General features: G+C 70.8%; 15 protein-coding genes and 1 pseudogene. 6 read left to right on the top strand and 10 right to left on the bottom strand.

From position 1 onward, the window contains the following. Positions 1-224 precede the first annotated feature (224 nt). Both ychF and AVAK2825_RS00740 read right to left on the bottom strand, forming a co-directional pair. On the bottom strand, positions 225-1319 hold the full coding sequence (gene ychF / locus AVAK2825_RS00745) for a redox-regulated ATPase YchF (RefSeq protein ID WP_272567328.1): 1095 nt from the start codon (positions 1317-1319) through the stop codon (positions 225-227). A gap of 101 nt (positions 1320-1420) precedes the next feature. Beyond that, on the bottom strand, positions 1421-2293 hold the full coding sequence (locus AVAK2825_RS00740; RefSeq protein ID WP_284393173.1) for an MOSC domain-containing protein: 873 nt from the start codon (positions 2291-2293) through the stop codon (positions 1421-1423). 95 nt (positions 2294-2388) lie between these two features. On the opposite strand from AVAK2825_RS00740, the gene AVAK2825_RS00735 reads away from it, so the two are divergent. The 4 genes from AVAK2825_RS00735 (at position 2389) to AVAK2825_RS00720 (ending at position 7081) form a co-directional block, all read left to right on the top strand. Then, positions 2389-3519 (top strand): FAD-dependent monooxygenase, encoded by a 1131-nt coding sequence (locus tag AVAK2825_RS00735; protein WP_284393168.1) that lies wholly within the window; start codon positions 2389-2391, stop codon positions 3517-3519. Between the two features lie 87 nt (positions 3520-3606). After that, positions 3607-4326: a DsbC family protein gene (locus tag AVAK2825_RS00730; protein WP_284393166.1), complete on the top strand. Its 720-nt coding sequence runs from the start codon at positions 3607-3609 to the stop codon at positions 4324-4326. A gap of 111 nt (positions 4327-4437) precedes the next feature. Further along, positions 4438-6228, top strand: coding sequence for a M61 family metallopeptidase (locus AVAK2825_RS00725; RefSeq protein WP_284393164.1), 1791 nt, complete (start codon positions 4438-4440; stop codon positions 6226-6228). Between the two features lie 73 nt (positions 6229-6301). Continuing rightward, positions 6302-7081: an enoyl-CoA hydratase gene (locus tag AVAK2825_RS00720; protein ID WP_284393162.1), complete on the top strand. Its 780-nt coding sequence runs from the start codon at positions 6302-6304 to the stop codon at positions 7079-7081. 57 nt (positions 7082-7138) lie between these two features. Here the strand turns inward: AVAK2825_RS00720 and AVAK2825_RS00715 are convergent, their stop codons facing one another. Then, positions 7139-8089: a LysR family transcriptional regulator gene (locus tag AVAK2825_RS00715; RefSeq protein WP_284393160.1), complete on the bottom strand. Its 951-nt coding sequence runs from the start codon at positions 8087-8089 to the stop codon at positions 7139-7141. A gap of 123 nt (positions 8090-8212) precedes the next feature. Between AVAK2825_RS00715 and AVAK2825_RS00710 the strand changes: the two are divergent. Both AVAK2825_RS00710 and AVAK2825_RS00705 read left to right on the top strand, forming a co-directional pair. Further along, positions 8213-9109 (top strand): annotated as a pseudogene (locus AVAK2825_RS00710) (MBL fold metallo-hydrolase); the annotation flags it as partial. Further along, positions 9103-9834 (top strand): DsbA family protein, encoded by a 732-nt coding sequence (locus AVAK2825_RS00705; protein WP_284393156.1) that lies wholly within the window; start codon positions 9103-9105, stop codon positions 9832-9834. The pseudogene AVAK2825_RS00710 and the gene AVAK2825_RS00705, both read left to right, overlap by 7 nt. A gap of 31 nt (positions 9835-9865) precedes the next feature. Here AVAK2825_RS00705 and AVAK2825_RS00700 read toward each other — a convergent pair whose 3' ends face one another. Genes AVAK2825_RS00700 through AVAK2825_RS00670 form a run of 7 tightly spaced genes read right to left on the bottom strand, consistent with a single transcriptional unit; the run spans position 9866 to position 18060 of the window. Then, on the bottom strand, positions 9866-11041 hold the full coding sequence (locus tag AVAK2825_RS00700) for a CMD domain protein (protein ID WP_284393153.1): 1176 nt from the start codon (positions 11039-11041) through the stop codon (positions 9866-9868). Positions 11042-11089: 48 nt separating this feature from the next. Then, positions 11090-12412, bottom strand: a complete 1323-nt coding sequence (locus AVAK2825_RS00695; protein ID WP_284393150.1) for an acyl-CoA thioesterase/bile acid-CoA:amino acid N-acyltransferase family protein — start codon at positions 12410-12412, stop codon at positions 11090-11092. Positions 12413-12415: 3 nt separating this feature from the next. Further along, complete coding sequence (locus AVAK2825_RS00690) at positions 12416-14005, bottom strand: ABC transporter substrate-binding protein (protein WP_284393148.1); 1590 nt, start codon at positions 14003-14005, stop codon at positions 12416-12418. Between the two features lie 56 nt (positions 14006-14061). After that, positions 14062-15126: an ABC transporter ATP-binding protein gene (locus AVAK2825_RS00685; RefSeq protein WP_284393146.1), complete on the bottom strand. Its 1065-nt coding sequence runs from the start codon at positions 15124-15126 to the stop codon at positions 14062-14064. Continuing rightward, a complete protein-coding gene (locus tag AVAK2825_RS00680; protein ID WP_502870465.1) occupies positions 15123-16166 on the bottom strand; it encodes an ABC transporter ATP-binding protein in 1044 nt (347 codons plus the stop codon). The genes AVAK2825_RS00685 and AVAK2825_RS00680 overlap by 4 nt, the downstream gene beginning before the upstream one ends. After that, complete coding sequence (locus tag AVAK2825_RS00675) at positions 16163-17089, bottom strand: ABC transporter permease (protein WP_284393144.1); 927 nt, start codon at positions 17087-17089, stop codon at positions 16163-16165. Before AVAK2825_RS00675 ends, AVAK2825_RS00680 begins: the two co-directional genes overlap by 4 nt. Further along, complete coding sequence (locus AVAK2825_RS00670) at positions 17086-18060, bottom strand: ABC transporter permease (protein WP_284393141.1); 975 nt, start codon at positions 18058-18060, stop codon at positions 17086-17088. The genes AVAK2825_RS00675 and AVAK2825_RS00670 overlap by 4 nt, the downstream gene beginning before the upstream one ends. Positions 18061-18075: the final 15 nt, after the last annotated feature.

The following is an 18075-nucleotide window of genomic DNA, read 5'->3' as shown; positions in this document are numbered from 1 at the left end:
ATAGATGTCTGCTGCGAGAAGCCTATCGCGAGCGTTCAGGTCAACGGACTGGCCGAACTCCACCACTGCAATATGCATCTGCGGCAAGGCTCTATCCAAGAAGCGCTATTTCGCTCTTGTTGAAATCAAGGAATCGAGAGCGCCCTAGACAGGCCTGCATTTTCCTGAGCGCTGGCCGACGCCCGCAAACGTCGGCCAAGCTTGAAAAACCGACACGTGCCGGTTTAAACGTTGAACAGGAAGTTCATCACGTCGCCATCCTTGACGACGTATTCCTTGCCTTCCGCGCGCATTTTGCCCGCGTCCTTGGCGCCCTGTTCGCCCTTGAAGGCGATGAAGTCCTCGAAGGCGATCGTCTGCGCGCGGATGAAGCCGCGCTCGAAGTCGCCGTGGATCACGCCCGCAGCCTGCGGGGCGGTGTCGCCCACGTGGATGGTCCAGGCGCGCACTTCCTTCACGCCCGCCGTGAAGTAGGTCTGCAGGCCCAGCAGGTTGAAGCCGGCGCGGATCAGGCGGTTCAGGCCGGGCTCGGCCTGGCCCATCTCGGCCAGGAACATGTCGCGGTCCTCGTCGCTCATCTCGGACATTTCCGCTTCCATCTTGGCGCAGATGGCCACGACGGGTGCGTTCTGGGCAGCGGCGTATTCCTTGAGGCGCTCCAGCAGCGGGTTGTTCTCGAAGCCGTCTTCGCTCACGTTGCCCACGAACATGGCGGGCTTGGCGGTGATGAGGCAGAAGGGCTTGAGCAGCGGCGCGTCTTCCTTGCTCAAGGGCACGGTGCGCGCGGGCTTGCCCTGGTCGAGCGCGGCCTGGATGGGCGTGAGCAGGGACACCAGCTTGGCGGCTTCCTTGTCGTTGCCCGACTTGGCGGCCTTGCTGTAGCGGTTGAGCGCCTTTTCCACCGTGGCGAGGTCGGCCAGGCACAGCTCGGTCTGGATGACTTCGATGTCGGAGATGGGGTCCACGCGGCCGGCCACGTGGATGACGTTGTCGTCCTCGAAGCAGCGCACCACGTTCACGATGGCGTCGGTCTCGCGGATGTGCGCGAGGAACTGGTTGCCCAGGCCTTCGCCCTGGCTGGCGCCGGCCACGAGGCCCGCGATGTCCACGAACTCGACGATGGCCGGCACGATGCGCTCGGGCGTGATGATGCCGGCGAGTTGCTGCAGGCGGGGATCGGGCACTTCCACCACGCCCGTGTTGGGCTCGATGGTGCAGAACGGATAGTTCTCGGCGGCGATGCCGGCCTTGGTCAGCGCGTTGAAGAGGGTGGACTTGCCCACATTGGGCAGGCCCACGATGCCGCATTTCAGGCTCATGGCAGGGCTTTCAGGTGTTCGGGAGACAAACCCGCGATTTTACGGGGTGGGCCCGGGCCCCTGGCGGCCGGGCGGATCCCGGCCCTTTTCGAGCGGGCGATTCAGTCGAAGCGCAGATCGGCCGCGACAGGCTGGCCCACGCGCAGCATGCGGCCCGCGCCTTCGCGCACGATGGCGTTCATGCCGAAGGTAATGGCGCCGCCCAGCCGGCGGTCGTGGCGGTAGGTGCGCATCATGTCGCTCACCTCGGGGCTGCTGGCGGCGGTGGCCGGGTCGATGTCCGGGATGGGGCAGCGCGCGCAGGGCTTGGTGGGCTGCAGGTGCACTTCCTCGCCCTCCCCGGTGCCGATGTAGAGCCGGTCGATGCGGTCCTCGTCGTGCGCGTGCAGTCCATCGACCACGATGTTGGGGCGAAAGCGCTCCATGCCCACGGCCGCGTGGCCAGCGGCCCGCAGCCGCTCGTTCAGCCCGTCCAGCGACGCCTGGCTGGCCAGCAGCAGCGGAAAGCCGTCCGAAAAGAGGTTGGGCACCTCCAGTCCGTCAGTCCACTTGGGGCTGGACAGTCGGCGGTGCTCGGGGTCGAACCGCACCATGCGGCAGGGCTGGCCCAGGAAGTCGGTGAACCACTGGGCGGCCAGCGGGCCCATGTCCCAGGCGGGCACGGTGTCGTCCCACAGCCGCACCGTGGCCGGGCCTTCCACCTGGTCGATCGCCACGTGCAGCGCCAGCATGCCGGGGGCGCGCAGCACCATTTCGTGCACCTTGAGCTGGGGCCGGACCAGGGCCATGCGCGGCAGCGTGCGCTGGGTGAGGAAGTGGCCGGCCGCGTCCACGACCATCCAGGCGCGGTCCAGGTCCAGCCCGGTGTCGGTGAGCAGCGCCTGGCGCACTTCGATGCCGGCGCAGGATTTGACGGGGTGGACGAACAGGCGCGCGATGGTGCCGGCAAGGTCGTGGTCGGGGCGGAAAGTCACGGGAAAAAGCTCCAGGGGCGCGGGCGCGAAACCCATCGGTGAAAGCGGGATTGTGCCCGCCCGTGCCGCCTTGGCCGGCTCCTACAATGCCCGGCATGGCCCAAACCTTTGATGTATGTATCCGTGGCGCTGGCGTCGTGGGCCGCACCCTGGCCCTGCTGCTGGCGCGCGAACGGCTCCGCGTGGCCCTGGTCGGCACGCCCGCCCCCCCGGCGGCCGATGTGCGCGCCTATGCCTTGAACGCCGCCTCGCGCGGGCTGCTCGAATCGGTGCGCGGGTGGCCCGATGCCGCCCACGCCACCGCGGTGCGGCAGATGCAGGTGCATGGCGACCAGGGCGGCGAGGTGACGTTCGATGCCGAACGCCAGGGCACCGAAGCGCTGGCCTGGATCGTGGACGTGCCCGCGCTGGAGGCCCGCCTGGCCGATGCCCTGCGGTTCCAGCCCCAGGCCGAATGGGTGGACGCCCCGGTGCCCGCCGCGCTCACCGTGGTGTGCGAGGGCCGCGCCAGCCGCACGCGCGAGGAATTCGGCGTGGACTTCGCCACCATGCCGTATGGGCAGCACGCGGTCGCCACCCGGCTGCAGTGCGAGCAGCCCCACGGCCAGGTGGCGCGGCAGTGGTTCCTGCCCGACGGCATCCTGGCCTTTTTGCCGCTGGACGGCGCCGCGGGGAACTCCGTCGCGGTCGTCTGGTCAGTCTCGCAGGACCGGGCGCAGCGCCTGGCGGCCCTGGACCCCACCGAATTCGAGCAACAGATCCAGCAAGCCAGCCAGAACACGCTGGGCACCCTGCAGTTGAGCGCGGACCGCGCGGCCTGGCCGCTGCAGCAGGCCCGCGCGGACCGCTGGTGCGGCCCCATGGCGGCGCCGGGCCAACCGGGCGCCGCGCGCAGCTGGGTGCTGGCGGGCGATGCGGCGCACAACGTGCATCCGCTGGCCGGCCAGGGCCTGAACCTGGGGCTGGGCGATGCGCAGGCGCTGGCCCGCGTGCTGAACGGGCGCGATTACTGGCGCGGCGTGGGCGACCTGCGGCTGCTGCGCCAATACGAGCGCGAACGCAAGGCGGCCCTGCTGCCGATGGGCTGGACGATGGACGGGCTGCAGCAGCTCTTCTCGCGCAGCGAAGGGCCTTTGACGGCGCTGCGCAACTGGGGCATGAAGGGCTTCGAGCGCAGCGGCCCGCTCAAGGATTGGGTGACGCGCCAGGCCATGGGCCTGCGCTGACGGGATGGACCGAAGGGCCGCAAGGCGGGCCGCTGGCGACCGCCGCGGCGCATTGATGAACAACGAGCTGAAGAACGAAAGAATCGCATGAAACTGATCTCCTCCCTGCTGGCCGGCGCCGCGCTCACTCTGTCCCTCGGCGCGTTCGCCCAGGAAACGGTCATCCGCAAAGCGCTGTCCGACCGCATTCCGCAGCTGGAGAAGATCGACGAGGTGCGCAGCACGCCCATGCAGGGCCTGTACGAGGTGCGCATCGGCACCGACCTGTTCTACACCGATGCCAAGGGCAACTACCTGATCCAGGGCGAGCTGATCGACACCAAGGCCCGCCGCAACCTGACCGAAGACCGCATCAACAAGCTCACCGCGGTGGACTTCGACGCGCTGCCGTTCAAGGATGCCTTCACCATCGTGCGCGGCAACGGCAAGCGCAAGATCGCGGTGTTCGAGGACCCCAACTGCGGCTACTGCAAGCGCTTCGAGAAGGACCTGCAGAACGTGGACAACGTTACCGTGTACATGTTCCTGTATCCCATCCTGAGCCCCGATTCGGCCGAGAAGTCCCGCAACATCTGGTGCGCCAAGGACCGCGTGGTGGCCTGGCAGGACCAGATGGTGCGCGACAAGCCGGCGCCCGCCGCCAGCTGCGACACCGCGGCCGTGCAGCGCAACCTGGCCTTCGGCAAGAAGCACAAGATCACCGGCACGCCGACGATCATCTTCGCCGACGGCTCCCGCGTGCCGGGCGCGATCAACGCGCAGGAAGTCGAAAAGCGCATGGCCGACGCCGGCGGCTCCGGCAATTGAGCCCCGGCGTGCGCGGCGGCTGCCGCGGCGCACGCTCCTGACCGCCGGGCGGCGCGGACCACTCACTGCGCCGGCCCGGGCCTTCCCCGACCCTTCAGCGCCGCACGCACCATGTCCGTCCTTCGCCACGCCCACCCCGCCGTCCACTACCGCGTCGAGCCCGCGCAACTGCACGCCCACCTGTTCAGCGTGACGCTGACGGTGGCCAGGCCCGCGGGCCGGCAGGCGCTGTCGCTGCCCGTCTGGATTCCCGGCAGCTACCTGGTGCGCGAATTCGCCAAGAACCTGCAGAACCTGCGCGCGCAGCAGGACGGCAAGGACGTGCCCCTCGCCCAGCTGGACAAGTGCCGCTGGGAGGTGCAGTGCCGCAACGACCACCCGCTGGTGCTGACGTACGAAGTCTGCGCCTACGACACCTCGGTGCGCACCGCTTTTCTGGATGCCACGCGCGGTTTCTTCAACGGCACCAGCCTGTGCCTGCGCGTGCACGGCCAGGAGGCCGCGCGACACGACCTGGAAATCGTGAGCACGCCCGCCGTGACGCGCTGGTCCGTCGCCACCGGGCTCGCCGCCGAGAAGACCACGCGCGCCGGCTTCGGAACCTACCGCGCCGAGCATTACGACGAACTGGTGGACTGCCCCGTGGAGATGGGCCCGTTCTGGAGCATCCGCTTCACGGCCTGCGGCGTGCCGCACCGGCTGGTGATCGCGGGCGCCGCCCCCTCGTTCGACGGCAACCGCATCGTGGCCGACGTGCGCCGCATCTGCGAGGCCGGCATCCGCTTCTGGCACGGCAGCGGCAAGCCGCCCTACCAGAACTACCTGTTCCTGCTGAACGTGGTGGACGACGGCTACGGGGGCCTGGAGCACCGCAACTCCACCGCGCTGATCTGCGGGCGGCGCGACCTGCCCCGCATCGGCCAGGCACGCGCGCCCGAGGGCTACAACACGCTGCTCGGGCTGGTGAGCCACGAGCACTTCCACACCTGGAACGTCAAGCGCCTGCGCCCGGCGGAGTTCGCGCAATACGACTACACGCAGGAGAACTACACGCGCCTGCTGTGGTTCTTCGAGGGCTTCACGAGCTACTACGACGACCTGCTGCTGCGCCGCGCGGGCCTGATCGACAACGCCACCTACCTGCGCCTGCTCGCCAAGACCGTCAACCAGGTGCTGCAGACGCCCGGCCGCAAGGTGCAGTCGGTGGCGCAGGCCAGCTTCGACGCCTGGGTCAAGTACTACCGCCAGGACGAGAACACGCCCAACAGCACGGTGAGCTACTACACCAAGGGCTCGCTGGTGGCGCTGTGTCTGGACCTTGCGCTGCGCCGCGAAGGCCAGGCCACGCTGGACGACGTGATGCGCGCCCTGTGGGAACGCTGCGCCGCCGGCCCCATGTCCGAAGCCGACCTGCTCGACGCGATCCAGGCGCTGGCGGGCCGCTCGTTCGCCACCGAGATCGCGCAGTGGGTGCACGGCACCGAGGACCTGCCCCTGGCCGAGCTGCTGGCGGCCAACGGCGTGACGCTGCAGGGCGAGCCGGCGCAGCTGGCCCAGCGCCTGGGCGTGCGGGTGTCGGAAGGCCAGGGCCTGCAGATCAAGGTGGTGCTGCGCGGCGGCCTGGCCGAGCAGGCGGGCTTCGCGGCGGGCGACGAATGGCTGGGGATCGAGGTGCAGGGCGAGGCCTGGCGCGTGCAGCGGCTGGACGACGTGCCGCTCTACGCCGGCGTGGAGCCCCGCGTGACGGCGCTGGTGGCGCGGGACCGGCGGCTGCTCGAACTGCCGCTGGAGTTGCCCTCGACGGCCCATGCGGGCGCCGAGGCCGAAGTCGACACCATCGGCCTGTCGGTGGCCGATGCGGCCCTGGCCAACCGCTGGCTGGACGGCGCCGCGGGCCAATAGAGGACCCTGGCAGAGGCTTTCCGGGGCCCCTTGGGTATAGTCTGCCGATCACAACGAGCAACGGAGATACCCCTTGGCCTACGAAGTCATCGAGGTCCGCATCGAGGCGGACAAGGTCGGCGTCATCACGCTGAACCGGCCCAAGCAACTGAACGCGCTGAACGACCAGCTCATGAACGAGTTGGGCGAGGCGCTGCAGGCCTTCGACGCCGACGAGAAGATCGGCTGCGTCATCGTCACCGGCAGCGAGAAGGCCTTCGCCGCGGGCGCGGACATCGGTGCCATGGCGCAATACAGCTTCGCCGACGCGTACAAGGGCGACTACATCACCCGCAACTGGGAGCGCATCCGCTCCATCCGCAAGCCGGTGATCGCGGCGGTGAGCGGCTTCGCCCTGGGCGGCGGCTGCGAGCTGGCCATGATGTGCGACTTCATCATCGCGGCCGACAACGCCAGGTTCGGCCAGCCCGAGATCAAGCTGGGGGTCATCCCCGGTGCCGGCGGCACGCAGCGCCTGCCGCGCGCGGTGGGCAAGTCCAAGGCCATGGACATGGCCCTCACCGGCCGCATGATGGACGCCGCCGAGGCCGAGCGCGCCGGCCTGGTCAGCCGCGTCGTGCCCTTCGCCCAGCTGATGGACGAGGCCCTGGGCGCCGCGCTGCAGATCAGCGACTTCTCGCAGATCGCCGTGATGGCGGCCAAGGAATCGGTCAACCGTGCGTTCGAGAGCGGGCTGTCGGACGGCGTGATGTTCGAGCGCCGCCTGTTCCACGCGCTGTTCGCCACCAGCGACCAGAAGGAAGGCATGGACGCCTTCGTGAACAAGCGCAAGGCGACCTTCACCCACCAGTGAGGCACCCCGCCGCGCGGCCCCTGCCACGGGGCTGCGCCACAACCCCCGCCGCTGCCCTCAGCGGCTTTTTTTCGCCCGCGACGGCGCCTTGGCGGCCGGCACCGGCAACCCGGCCTGCCAGTGCGCCGGATCGGCGAAGCGCTCCACCAGGAAGTCCAGCAGCGCGCGCAGCGCCGGCGGCACCTGCCGGCGGGATGCGTACACGCCGTGCACTCCCAGCGTGCGCGGCGCACAGGCCGGCAGCAGCGCCGTGAGCCGCCCCTGCGCGATCAGCGGCGCGGCGGCATAGACCGGCTGCAGCGTCACGCCCGCGCCGTGCAGCGCGGCGGCCAGCAGCACCTGCGATTCGTTGGCGCTCAGGTTGCCGCCCACCGGCACCGCGATGCGCTCGCCCCGGTGCGTGAACTCCCACAGGCTGCGCCCGAAGTACGAATACGTGAGGCAGTTGTGCGTCGCCAGGTCCTGCGCACGGCGCGGCGTGCCATGCGCGGCCAGGTAGGCGGGCGCGGCGCACACCACCGATGCGCATTCGCCCAGCGTGCGGGCGATGAGGTTGGGGTCCAGGTCGTTGCTGATGCGCACGGCCAGGTCGATGCGCTCCTGCACGAGGTTGACCGGCCGGGAATCGATGTGCAGGTCGATGGCCACCAGCGGATGGCGGCGCAGGAACTCGGCCACCGCGGGCGACAGCACCTCCTGCGCGAGCGACTGCGAACTGGCCATGCGCAGCAGGCCGCGCGGCACCTCGGCCCCCTCGCCCACCGGCACCGCCATCTCGGCGGCCAGCTCCAGCATGCGCCGGCAGCGCGCCAGGGCCTGCTCGCCGGCCGCCGTGAGCCCGAGGCGGCGCGTGGTGCGGTGCAGGAGCCGGGCGCCGGCCCAGGCCTCCATCTGCGCGAGGTAGCGCGTGACCATGGCGCGCGACATGTCCAGCGATTCGGCGGCGGCGGTCATGCTGCCGCGCTCGGCGATGCGCACGAAGACGTCGGCGGCGGTGAGGCGGTCCATATTCGATCGATCGATGCAACAAAGCTTTGCATGGTAGGGGATTTTTCGGCCGATCCAGGCAACCTACGATCCAGCCCATTCCTCATTTCCTTTAACTAAACCCTCGCTGACCAGGAGCCCGCCATGTCCCGCACACCCCGATTCCTTCGCACCCTGATCGCCGGCGCCGCCAGCCTCGGCTTCGCCGCCGTGGCGCTGGCCGCCGGCCCGCTGCAGCTGCAGGTGTACAACCCCGGCACGAAGAGCCTGTTCCCCGTGTCGTCGGAGCTGATCACGGGCGAGACCGAAGCCGTGCTGATCGACGCGCAATTCCAGCGCGACGACGCCCAGGCGCTGGTGGAGAAAATCCGCGCCAGCGGCAAGAAGCTGACCACGGTGTACATCAGCCACAAGGACCCCGATTTCTACTTCGGGCTGGACGTCATCCAAGCCGCCTTCCCCGCGGCCCGCATCGTCGCCACGCCGCAGACGGTGGCCGGCATCCAGGCCTCCAAGGACGGCAAGCTCGCCCACTGGGGCCCCATCCTCAAGGCCAACGCCCCCCAGGCCCTGGTGGTGCCCGAGCCGCTGCAGGGCGACACCATCACGCTGGAAGGCCAGGCCATCCAGGTGGTCGGCCTGAACGGCCCGACGCCCGGCCGCACGGTGGTGTGGATTCCCTCGCTGAAGGCTGTGGTGGGCGGCGTGCCGGTGGCCGCCAACATCCACGTCTGGATGGCCGACACGCAGACGCCCGAATCGCGCCGCGACTGGCTCGCCACGCTCGACCAGATCGACGCGCTGCAGCCGGAGGTCGTGGTGCCCGGCCACTTCGTGCCGGACGCCAGCGGCCGGGAGCCGCGCAGCACGGCTTCGGTGGCATTCACCCGCGGCTACGTGAAGGCCTTCGAGGAAGAAGCCGCCCGCGCCAAGGACTCGGCCGCGCTGGTCGCCGCCATGAAGAAGCGCTACCCGCAACTGGGGGAATCGTCGTCGCTGGAGCTGGGCGCCAAGGTCATCAAGGGCGAAATGAAATGGCCGCAGTGAACGCCGCCGCACCGTCTGCGGTGCTGCACTACGTCTTCGACCCGCTGTGCGGCTGGTGCTACGCCGCCGCGCCGCTGGTGCAAGCCGCCCGGCAGGTGCCGGGCCTGGCGATCGCGCTGCACGGCGGCGGCATGCTGGCCGGCCCCAACCGCATCGCCATCACGCCCCGGTGGCGCGACCACGTGGTGCCGCACGACCGGCGCATCGCCCAGCTCACCGGCCAGCCCTTCGGCGAGGCATACTTCGAAGGCCTGCTGCGCGACCCGACGGCGGTGATGGATTCGGAACCGCCGACCACCGCCATCCTGGCCGCCCAGGCCCTGGACCAGCGCGGGCTGGACATGGCGCACCGCATCCAGCACGCGCACTATGCGCAAGGCCGCCGCGTGGCGGATGCCGCGGTGTTGCAGGATCTGGCGGCCGAACTGGGCCTGGACGCCGAGGCGTTCCGCGCCGCCTTCGCGCAATGGCAAGGCGCACCCACCCAGGCGCACTTCGCGGAAAGCCGCCAATGGCTGGCCCGCGCGGGCGGCCAGGGCTTTCCCACCCTGGCGCTGGAGCAGCCCGGCGCGCCGCTGCAGACGCTGGACATCGGCCCCTGGCTCGGCCAGCCCGAGGCCTGGAAGACGGTGCTGCGCCAGCACCTGGAGGCCGGGCGGGCCGCCATCGCGCCGGCTGGCAGTGCCCTGGCTTGTCGCCCGGACGGCTGCGCGATCTGATGGCGGGGGGGCATCCCCTGCCCTGCGTTTTTCAGCCGGGGAACACCGGCTCGCCCAGGTTGAGCATCAGCCGGTTGGCCCAGGCGAAGATGGCCACGGCGTGCACGGCGTCGAGGATTTCCAGGTCCGACAGGCCGGCCGCGCGCAGCGGCCGAACCTGGTCTGCACGGAACGCGCCGGGCGCGCGCGTGAGGTCGATGCTGGCCTGCACGATGGCCTGTTCGCGCACCGTGGTGCCCGCGCCCTGCGGCTCGGTGAACACCTGCACGATCACGTCGTTGCGCTTGGTCAGTTGCTCGAACCGCTGCGCATGCACCGAGGCGCAGTACACGCAGCCGTTCACGCGCGAGACCACGGCACTGGCCAGTTCGCGCTCGGCGCGCGACAGGCCGCCGGGCGCGTACATGATCGCGTTGAACACGATGGACCGCTCCTCCAGGATGCGCGGCTGGTGCACCAGCACGCGGTAGTAGTCGCTGGTCTTGGCCTTGGGGTGGCTGGCCTCCAGCACCGCCAGTTGCGCGGGCGAGGCCTGCGCCAGGTCCAGCACGGGCAGCCAGGCTTTCCACTCCAGCGTTTCGCTGGTGTAGCCGTTCACGCGCACGGGCTCGCCGGGCTTCGGCAGGTTGGCCGGGTGCACGAACGGTGCGGCGGCCGGGGCCGGCTCGCCAGCAGCGGCGGCGGGCGAAGCCGCCGGCGTGCCGAGCGCCGCCAGGGCCTGCAGCCCCGCCACCACGCGCACCTGGTAGGCCACGAAGGCGATGAGCTGCGCCAGCGCCACCACGGCGGGCGTGGACAGGCCGGCGGCGGGCAGCTGCAGCAGCGCCTCGCGGTCACCCTCCACCGGCCGCGCGGCCAGCAGGTCGGCAAAGCGCAGGATGGCCTGCAGGCGCGGGTCCTGCACTGGCGAATCGCCCGGGTCCAGGGCCGCGCGCTGCGCGGGCGTGAGGTCGGCCAGGCCCTGCAGCCGCGCCGTGTAGTGCGCCGCCACCGGCGCGCTGCCGGCCTGGGTGGCGATGGCCCGCGCCGCCAGCAGGCGCTCGGCCAGGGAGAGGCCCTCCAGCGCGGGATCGAACAGGCTGTCGTAGCTGCCCTGGGTGGCGGCGACCACCTTGTCGCGCTGGTGGCGCACGGCGTGCACGGGGTCGCCGGGGGTCAGCGGCACCAGGGTGTCCACCAGGTCGGGGGAAAGGGATGCATCGGTCATGGTCGGCTCCGGTGGGGCGGCCCGTCGGCCGCCAGGGATCTCAGTGTTTTAGGGCTGCAGCACAGATTCTTCTAGGGCAGTTTGCTTCAAAAACGATAGCACCTGCCGCCACGAGTGTTCGTCGGCCCAGGCGTTGGGCGCGGGCGCGCCGCCGCCGGTGCTGAGCCGGCCCGAGACCGGGTGGGCGTGCACGGTCTGCGTGGTGGGCAGGTAGGGAAACAAAATCGAATGCCCTGCGCCCGCGTAGTCGTACTGCGCCACCGGGTGCGGGTGCGCATGGGCCTTGAGCCGCTCCACGACCATGCGGCCGTAGCGCGACGAGGGCCAGGAGCCGTCGTCCTCGGCGGTCAGCAGCAGCACCGGGCCGCGGATGCGCTCCACGCGGATGCGGGCGCGCTCCACGGCGTCCTCGTCCTGCAGCGCGGTGAGCAGCGCGTTGGCATGGCGGCGCGGCTCGGGGCCCTCGTCCCACGGCGCCCAGGTGGCCGTGCGGTTGTTTTCCCACAGGTGCGGCAGCGGCTGGCCGCGGAAGATCCACGCCGGGCCGTTGCGGCTGTCGGGGCCGTTGGCGGGGTTGCAGGCGTTCTGCGCGCTGTGCACCACCGCGCCCGGCACGTAGCCGATGACGGCGGAGACCTGCTCGGGGAACAGCGTGCCCAGCAGCAGCACCAGCTCGCCGCCGCGCGACTGGCCGCTCAACGCGACGAAGCCGCCGCGCGGGCGCACCGTGCGGTGCAGCCAGGCGAGCGCGGTCTCGAAGTATTCGAGGTGCGTGTCCGAGATGTGGTCGGGCCGCCCCGGCGACTGGAAGTAGCCCAGCGCCAGCGCCGCGTAGCCGTGCGAGGCGTACAGCGCGGCGCGCGGCTCGTTGATGCCCCCGCCCGAGCCGTTGAGCACCAGCACCGCCGGGTGCGGGCCCGGGCCCGGCGGCAGGAACAGCGTGCCTGACAGGCCTTCGTCACGTACGTCGCGCCGCACCACGCCGGGGCCGACCAGGTGCTGCACGAATCGGCCCGAGAGCGGCGCCCCGCCGGTGGCGGTGCGCTCCAGGGCGATGTCGGTGGTCAGCGGTGCCGCCGGGGTGCTGGCGAACAGAGCGCGCGGCGCCTGCCCGCCGTCGGGCACCTGCGACCACACCAGGCCCATCGGCGACACGCCGGCGTAACTGCCCGACCGCGGCGCGTCGCGCGACAGGTCCACCGTGCCCTGGGCATCGGCCTCGAAGACGGCCTCGGCGCGCCAGGCGACGCCCGGACCGCGCAGGGTGCGGCTGCGCAGCGTGACGGTCTCGCCCGGCACGAGCCCGCTGGCCACGACGTGGCGCGGCACGTCGATCAGCGCGTCGGCGGGGGTGATGGTGAGCGCGGCCACGCCTTACTTGCCCACGCGGGTGACTTGCAGGGCGGTGGTGCGGTCGCTCAGGATCGGCTCGACCTTCAGCCCCTTCTTGGCCGCCCAGATGTTCTGGTAGTGGAACAGCGGGATCTGGCCCACGTCGTCGGTGACCAGCTTGGCGGCATGGCGGAACACGGCCTCGCGGCGGCGCGCATCGAACTCCACCGTGGCGGCGTCGAGCGCCTTGTCCACCGCTTCGTTGCTGTAGCGGCCCCAGTTGTTGGCGCCCCGCCCGCGCTGGGCGTCGGTGGTGGCCAGCGTCTGCAGCAGGCCGTAGCCGGCCTCTCCCGTGCCGTTGCCCCAGGCGATCACGCTGACGGCGAAGTCGTTCTTGTTGGCGCGGCTGGCGTACGAGGCCCAGGGCAGCACCTCCACCTTGGTCTTCACGCCCGCGCGGCTCCAGAACTGGGCCACGGCCTGCACGGTCTCGGGGGCCTGCGGGTAGCGGTCGCCGGGCACGTGGATGGTGATCTGGAAGCCCTGCGGAAAGCCGGCCTCGGCCAGCAGCTTCCTGGCCTGCTCCACGTTGTAGGGAATGTCCTTGACCTCGGGGTTGTAGCCGAAGCTGCCCTTGGGCATCCACTGGTTGGCCTCGGTCACCGTGCCCTGCAGCACGCGGTCCACGATGGCCTTGCGGTTGATGGCCAGCGACAGCGCCTGGCGCACGCGCACGTCCCGCAGCGGGTTCTGCGCGAGCGGCTTGCCCGCGTTGTCGGTGACGAACTCGTTGGCGCCGGCCTTGAAGCTGGGCTGCAGCAGCAGCGCGCGCAGGCCGGGATAGGTGTACACGCTCACGCTGGGCGTCTTGCGCAGCTTCTCCACGTCGGTCACGGCGACCTTGTCGATCACGTCCACATCGCCCGCCAGCAGCGCGGCGGTGCGCGCCGCGCCGTTGTTGATGTAGCGGTAGTTCACCTTTTCCCACAGCGGCTTGGTGCCGTAGTAGCTCGCGCTGCGCTCGAACACCGTGCGGTCGCCCGGCACGTACGAGACGAATTTGTAGGGCCCCGTGCCCACGACGGCGCGGCCGGCGTTGTAGTCCTCGGTCTTGGATTTTTCGCCCACGTGCTTGCTCACGATGTAGATCGAGGCGATCTCCAGCGGCAGCATGGGGTTGGGCGTGTTGGTCTTGACGATGACAGTGTGCGCGTCCTTGGCCGTGGTCGATTCGACCGTGCGCAGCGCGCCCGCATAGGACGCCACGCTGCCGGGCACGTTGCGCGCGCGCTGGAACGAGAACACGATGTCGTCGGCGGTGAAGGGCGTGCCGTCCTGCCACTTCACGTCGGTGCGCAGCTTGAACTCCCAGGTCTTGTCGTCCAGCGTCTTCCAGCTGGCGGCCAGGCCGGGCTCCAGCTTGCCGCCGTCGCGCGAGTTGACCAGCGAGTCCCAGAAATGCAGCGCCAGCGAGCGGTCCCCCGCGTGGTTGTTGAGCTGCGGATCGACCGACGACACCGGGTCGGCGAAGCCGATGGACAGCGTGTTGCCGTTCTGCGCGAGCGCGCCGGTGGCACCGGTAGCGGCGAGCAGCGCAGCGGCGGCCAGGGTGGCGAGGCGGAAGGAAGTCATGGCGGGCCTTTCAGGAAAAAACGAACGGGATACGGCGGGCAACGGGCGGTGGGCGGTCAGCAGTCGTTGAGATGGCAGGCGCTCTCGTGCCGCACGGCGATGCCGCGCAGCCGCGGCACCTCGGTGGCGCAGCGCGGCATGGCGTGCGGGCACCGGGGGTGGAAATGGCAGCCCGAGGGCGGCGAAATGGGGCTGGGGATCTCGCCGCGGATGGACGAAAAACGCGTGCGCCGCGCGGCCACGCTCGGGATCTCGGCCAGCAGCGCCTGCGTGTAGGGGTGGTTGGGCCGGGCGAAGAGTTCCTCGACCGGCGCGCTCTCCACCACGCGGCCCAGGTACATCACCACCACGCGGTCGCACACGTGTTCCACCACGCCCAGGTCGTGGCTGATGAACAGGTAGGTCAGGCCCAACTGGTCGCGCAGGTCCATGAACAGGTTGAGGATCTGCGCCTGGATCGACACGTCCAGCGCCGCCACGGCCTCGTCGCACACCAGCAGGCCCGGCTGCACCGCCAGCGCGCGGGCGATGCCGATGCGCTGGCGCTGCCCGCCGCTGAACTGGTGCGGGTAGCGGTGGCGCAGCGCCGGGTCGAGCCCCGCGCGGCGCAGCTGGGCGCTCACGTAGTCATCGAGCCCGGCGGCATCGGTCAGGCCGTGCAGCAGCGCCGCCTCGCCCACGATGCGCGAGACACGCAGGCGCGGGTTCAGGCTGGCGAACGGGTCCTGGAACACCATCTGCGTGCGCAGCCGCGCGGCCAGCCGGTCGCGGTGGCTCAATCCTTCGAGCGGGCGCCCGTCCACCCGCACCTCGCCCTCGGTGGCCGGCAGCAGCCCGGCAGCGATGCGGCCCAGCGTGGACTTGCCGCAGCCCGACTCGCCCACCAGGCCCACGACCTCGCCCGCGTGCACCGCCAGGTCCACGCCGTCGACCGCGTGGGTGACGACCGGCGCTCTGGAAAGGCCCAGGCGCCGCAGCGCCCGGCCCACGCGGCCCGGCGGCGGCTGCTGGCCGAAGCGCTTGGCCACGCCGCGCAGCTCCACCAGCGGCGGCGCGGTGGCCGTGACCGGGGTGGCGCCGCCATGGCCCGGCGGCGAAAGATCGTCGCGAACCCCGCTCATGCCGCGCCCTCCCCGTTGCCCGGGTGGAAGCACCGCACCGCGTGCGCCGGGGCGTCGGCGCGCGGGTGCGTGATGGCAGGCGGCGTTCCGCAGGCGGCGCTGGCGCGCGCGCAGCGCGGCGCGAAGGCGCAGCCCGGCGGCATGTGCAGCAGCGACGGCGCCATGCCGGGAATCTGCCGCAGCCGCTCGCCGCGCCGGTTGGCGCTGGGCAGGCTGCCGATCAGGCCCTGGGTGTAGGGGTGCTGCGGGTGGTCGAGCACATCGTCCACCGTGCCGTGCTCCACGATGCGCCCGGCATACATCACGGCGATCTCGTCGGCCAGGCCCGCCACCACCGACAGGTCGTGGCTGATCCAGATCAGCGAGGTGCCGCGCTCGCGCACCAGCTTTTGCACTTCCGACAGGATCTGCGCCTGGATGGTCACGTCCAGCGCGGTGGTCGGCTCGTCGGCGATGACGAGGTCGGGCCCGTGCAGCAGCGCGATGGCGATCGCCACGCGCTGGCGCATGCCGCCCGACAGCTGGTGCGGGTAGGCGCGCAGCCGGTCGTCGGGGCTGGGAATGCCCATCAGCGCCAGCGTGTCGCGCGACAGGGCGCGGACCTCGGCGGTGGTGGCGCGGCGGTGCGCCTTCACGGCCTCGATCATCTGCGTGTCCACGCGCAGCACCGGGTTGAGCGTGGCCATCGGGTCCTGGAAGATCATGGCGATGCGGTTGCCCTGCAGCGCGCGCCGCTCGGCGGCCGGCAGCGTGGTGAGGTCGCGGCCCTGGAACAGCACCTGCCCGCCCTCCACGCGGCCGGGCGGATCGACCAGCCCCATGATCGAAAAGCCGGTGACGGATTTGCCCGAGCCCGACTCGCCCACCAGGCCCAGCACCTTGCCGCGCCCGAGCGTGAACGACACGCCGTCCACCACCGGCAGCACGCCGGCGCGGGTGTGAAAGCGCGTGCGCAGGTCGCGCACCTCCAGCGTGGGAACGCCGGCGGGCACAGCTGCGGCGGACGCCGGGATCGGGGAAGACGATGCGGTGCCCATCATTTCTGCAGCCTCGGGTTGAGCACGTCGCGCAGCTGGTCGCCCACGAGGTTGATCGCGACGATGGTGAACAGCAGCGCCAGGCCGGGAAAGAAGCTGATCCAGTATTCGTTGGACAGCAGGTACTGGTAGCCGTTGGAGATCAGGAGGCCCAGCGACGGCTCGGTGATCGGCACGCCCAGGCCCAGGAACGACAGCGTGGCCTCCAGCGTGATGGCGCGCGCCACCTGCAGCGCGCCGATCACCAGCAGCGGCGGCAGGCAGTTGGGCAGGATGTGCCCGGTGACGATGCGCCAGCCCGGAATGCCCTGTCCGCGCGCGGCCTCCACGTATTCGCGGCGCGCCTCCACCAGCGCCTGGCCGCGCGCCGTGCGGGCGTAGTAGGCCCACTCCAGCAGCACCAGCGTGAGCACCACGTTGCCCACGCCCTTGCCCACGTAGGCCAGGATCATCAGCGCCATGAGGATGGTCGGGAACGACAGCAATAGGTCGACCACGCGCATCAGCAGCGCATCGACCTTGCCGCCCGCGTAGGCCGCGAGCAACCCCACCAGCGTGCCGATCACCGCCGCCACCACGGCCGAGCCCACGCCCACCAGCAGGCTGATGCGCAGGCCGTACACGATGGCCGAGTACAGGTCGCGCCCCTGCCCGTCCGTGCCCAGCCAGTAGGTGAAGGTGCCCTCGGCGTTGGCCGCGCCGGGCTTCAGGCGCGCATCCAGCACGTCGAGCTGCATCAGGTCGTAGGGGTTCTGCGGCGTGATCCAGGGCGCGGCCAGCGCCGCGATCACCACCAGCGCCAGCACGGCCAGCGCGGCGGCCGCGGTGCGCGAGCGCAGGAAATCCGCCGCCACGCGGTACCAGATCGACCGGTCGTCGAAGCCCCGCGCCACGGAGGCGTCGGGCGAAACCACAGGCTGCGTCATGCCGCGCCCTCCACCCGGGCGCGCGGGTCCAGCAGGCGGTAGAGCACGTCCACCACCAGATTGAGCGTCACGAAGATCACGACCACCACCATCAGGTAGGCCACCACGACGGGGCGGTCCAGGCTGTTGATGCTGTCCAGGATCAGCTTGCCCGCACCGGGCCACGCGAAGATGCTTTCGGTCACCACCGCATAGGCGATGGTCGAGCCCAGTTCCAGGCCCAGCACCGTGACGAGCGGGATCAGCGTGTTGCGCAGCACGTGCATGCCCATCACCCGCGCGGGCGACAGGCCCTTGGCGCGCGCGAACTTCACGAAGTCCTGCGGCAGCACCTCGCGCACGCCGGCCCGCGTGAGCCGCAGCACCAGCGAGATCTTGAACAGCGCCAGGTTGAACGCCGGCAGCGCCAGATGCTGCAGGCCATCGAGCGTGAGGAACGACCACGGCACGCCGAACAGCTCGCGCGTGGCGCCGCGGCCGCTGGCGGGCATCCACCCCAGTTGCACGCTGAACACCATGATGAGCATCAGCGCCACCCAGAACGCCGGCAGCGAAAAGCCCGCGATGCTGACCGCCATGAGCGCCTTGGACACCGCGCTGTCCGGCCGCATGCCGGCATAAAGCCCCAGCGGCACGCCCAGCACCACCGCCAGCACCAGCGCGGCCAGGGCCAGCTCCAGCGTGGCGGGCAGGCGCTGCAGGATCAGGCGCACGGCGTCTTCCTGGTACACAAAGCTCTTGCCCAGGCTGCCGTGCAGCGCGCCGTCGATGAAGGCCAGGTACTGGCGCCACAGCGGCTGGTCGAGCCCCAGCCGCGCGATGGCGGCCAGGCGCTCCTGCTGGTTCATGTCGTCGCCGATCAGGATGTCCACCGGGTTGCCGATGGCGTGCAGGCCCACGAAGACGATCACCGTCATGGCCAGCACCACCAGCAGCGCCTGGCCCAGGCGGCGCAGCAGCCAGCCGGTCATGGCCGCGGGGCCGCG

The sequence above is a fragment of the Acidovorax sp. SUPP2825 genome (assembly GCF_030158995.1).
GTDB lineage: Bacteria > Pseudomonadota > Gammaproteobacteria > Burkholderiales > Burkholderiaceae_C > Paracidovorax.
This window is presented reverse-complemented; position numbering and strand designations above follow the sequence as displayed.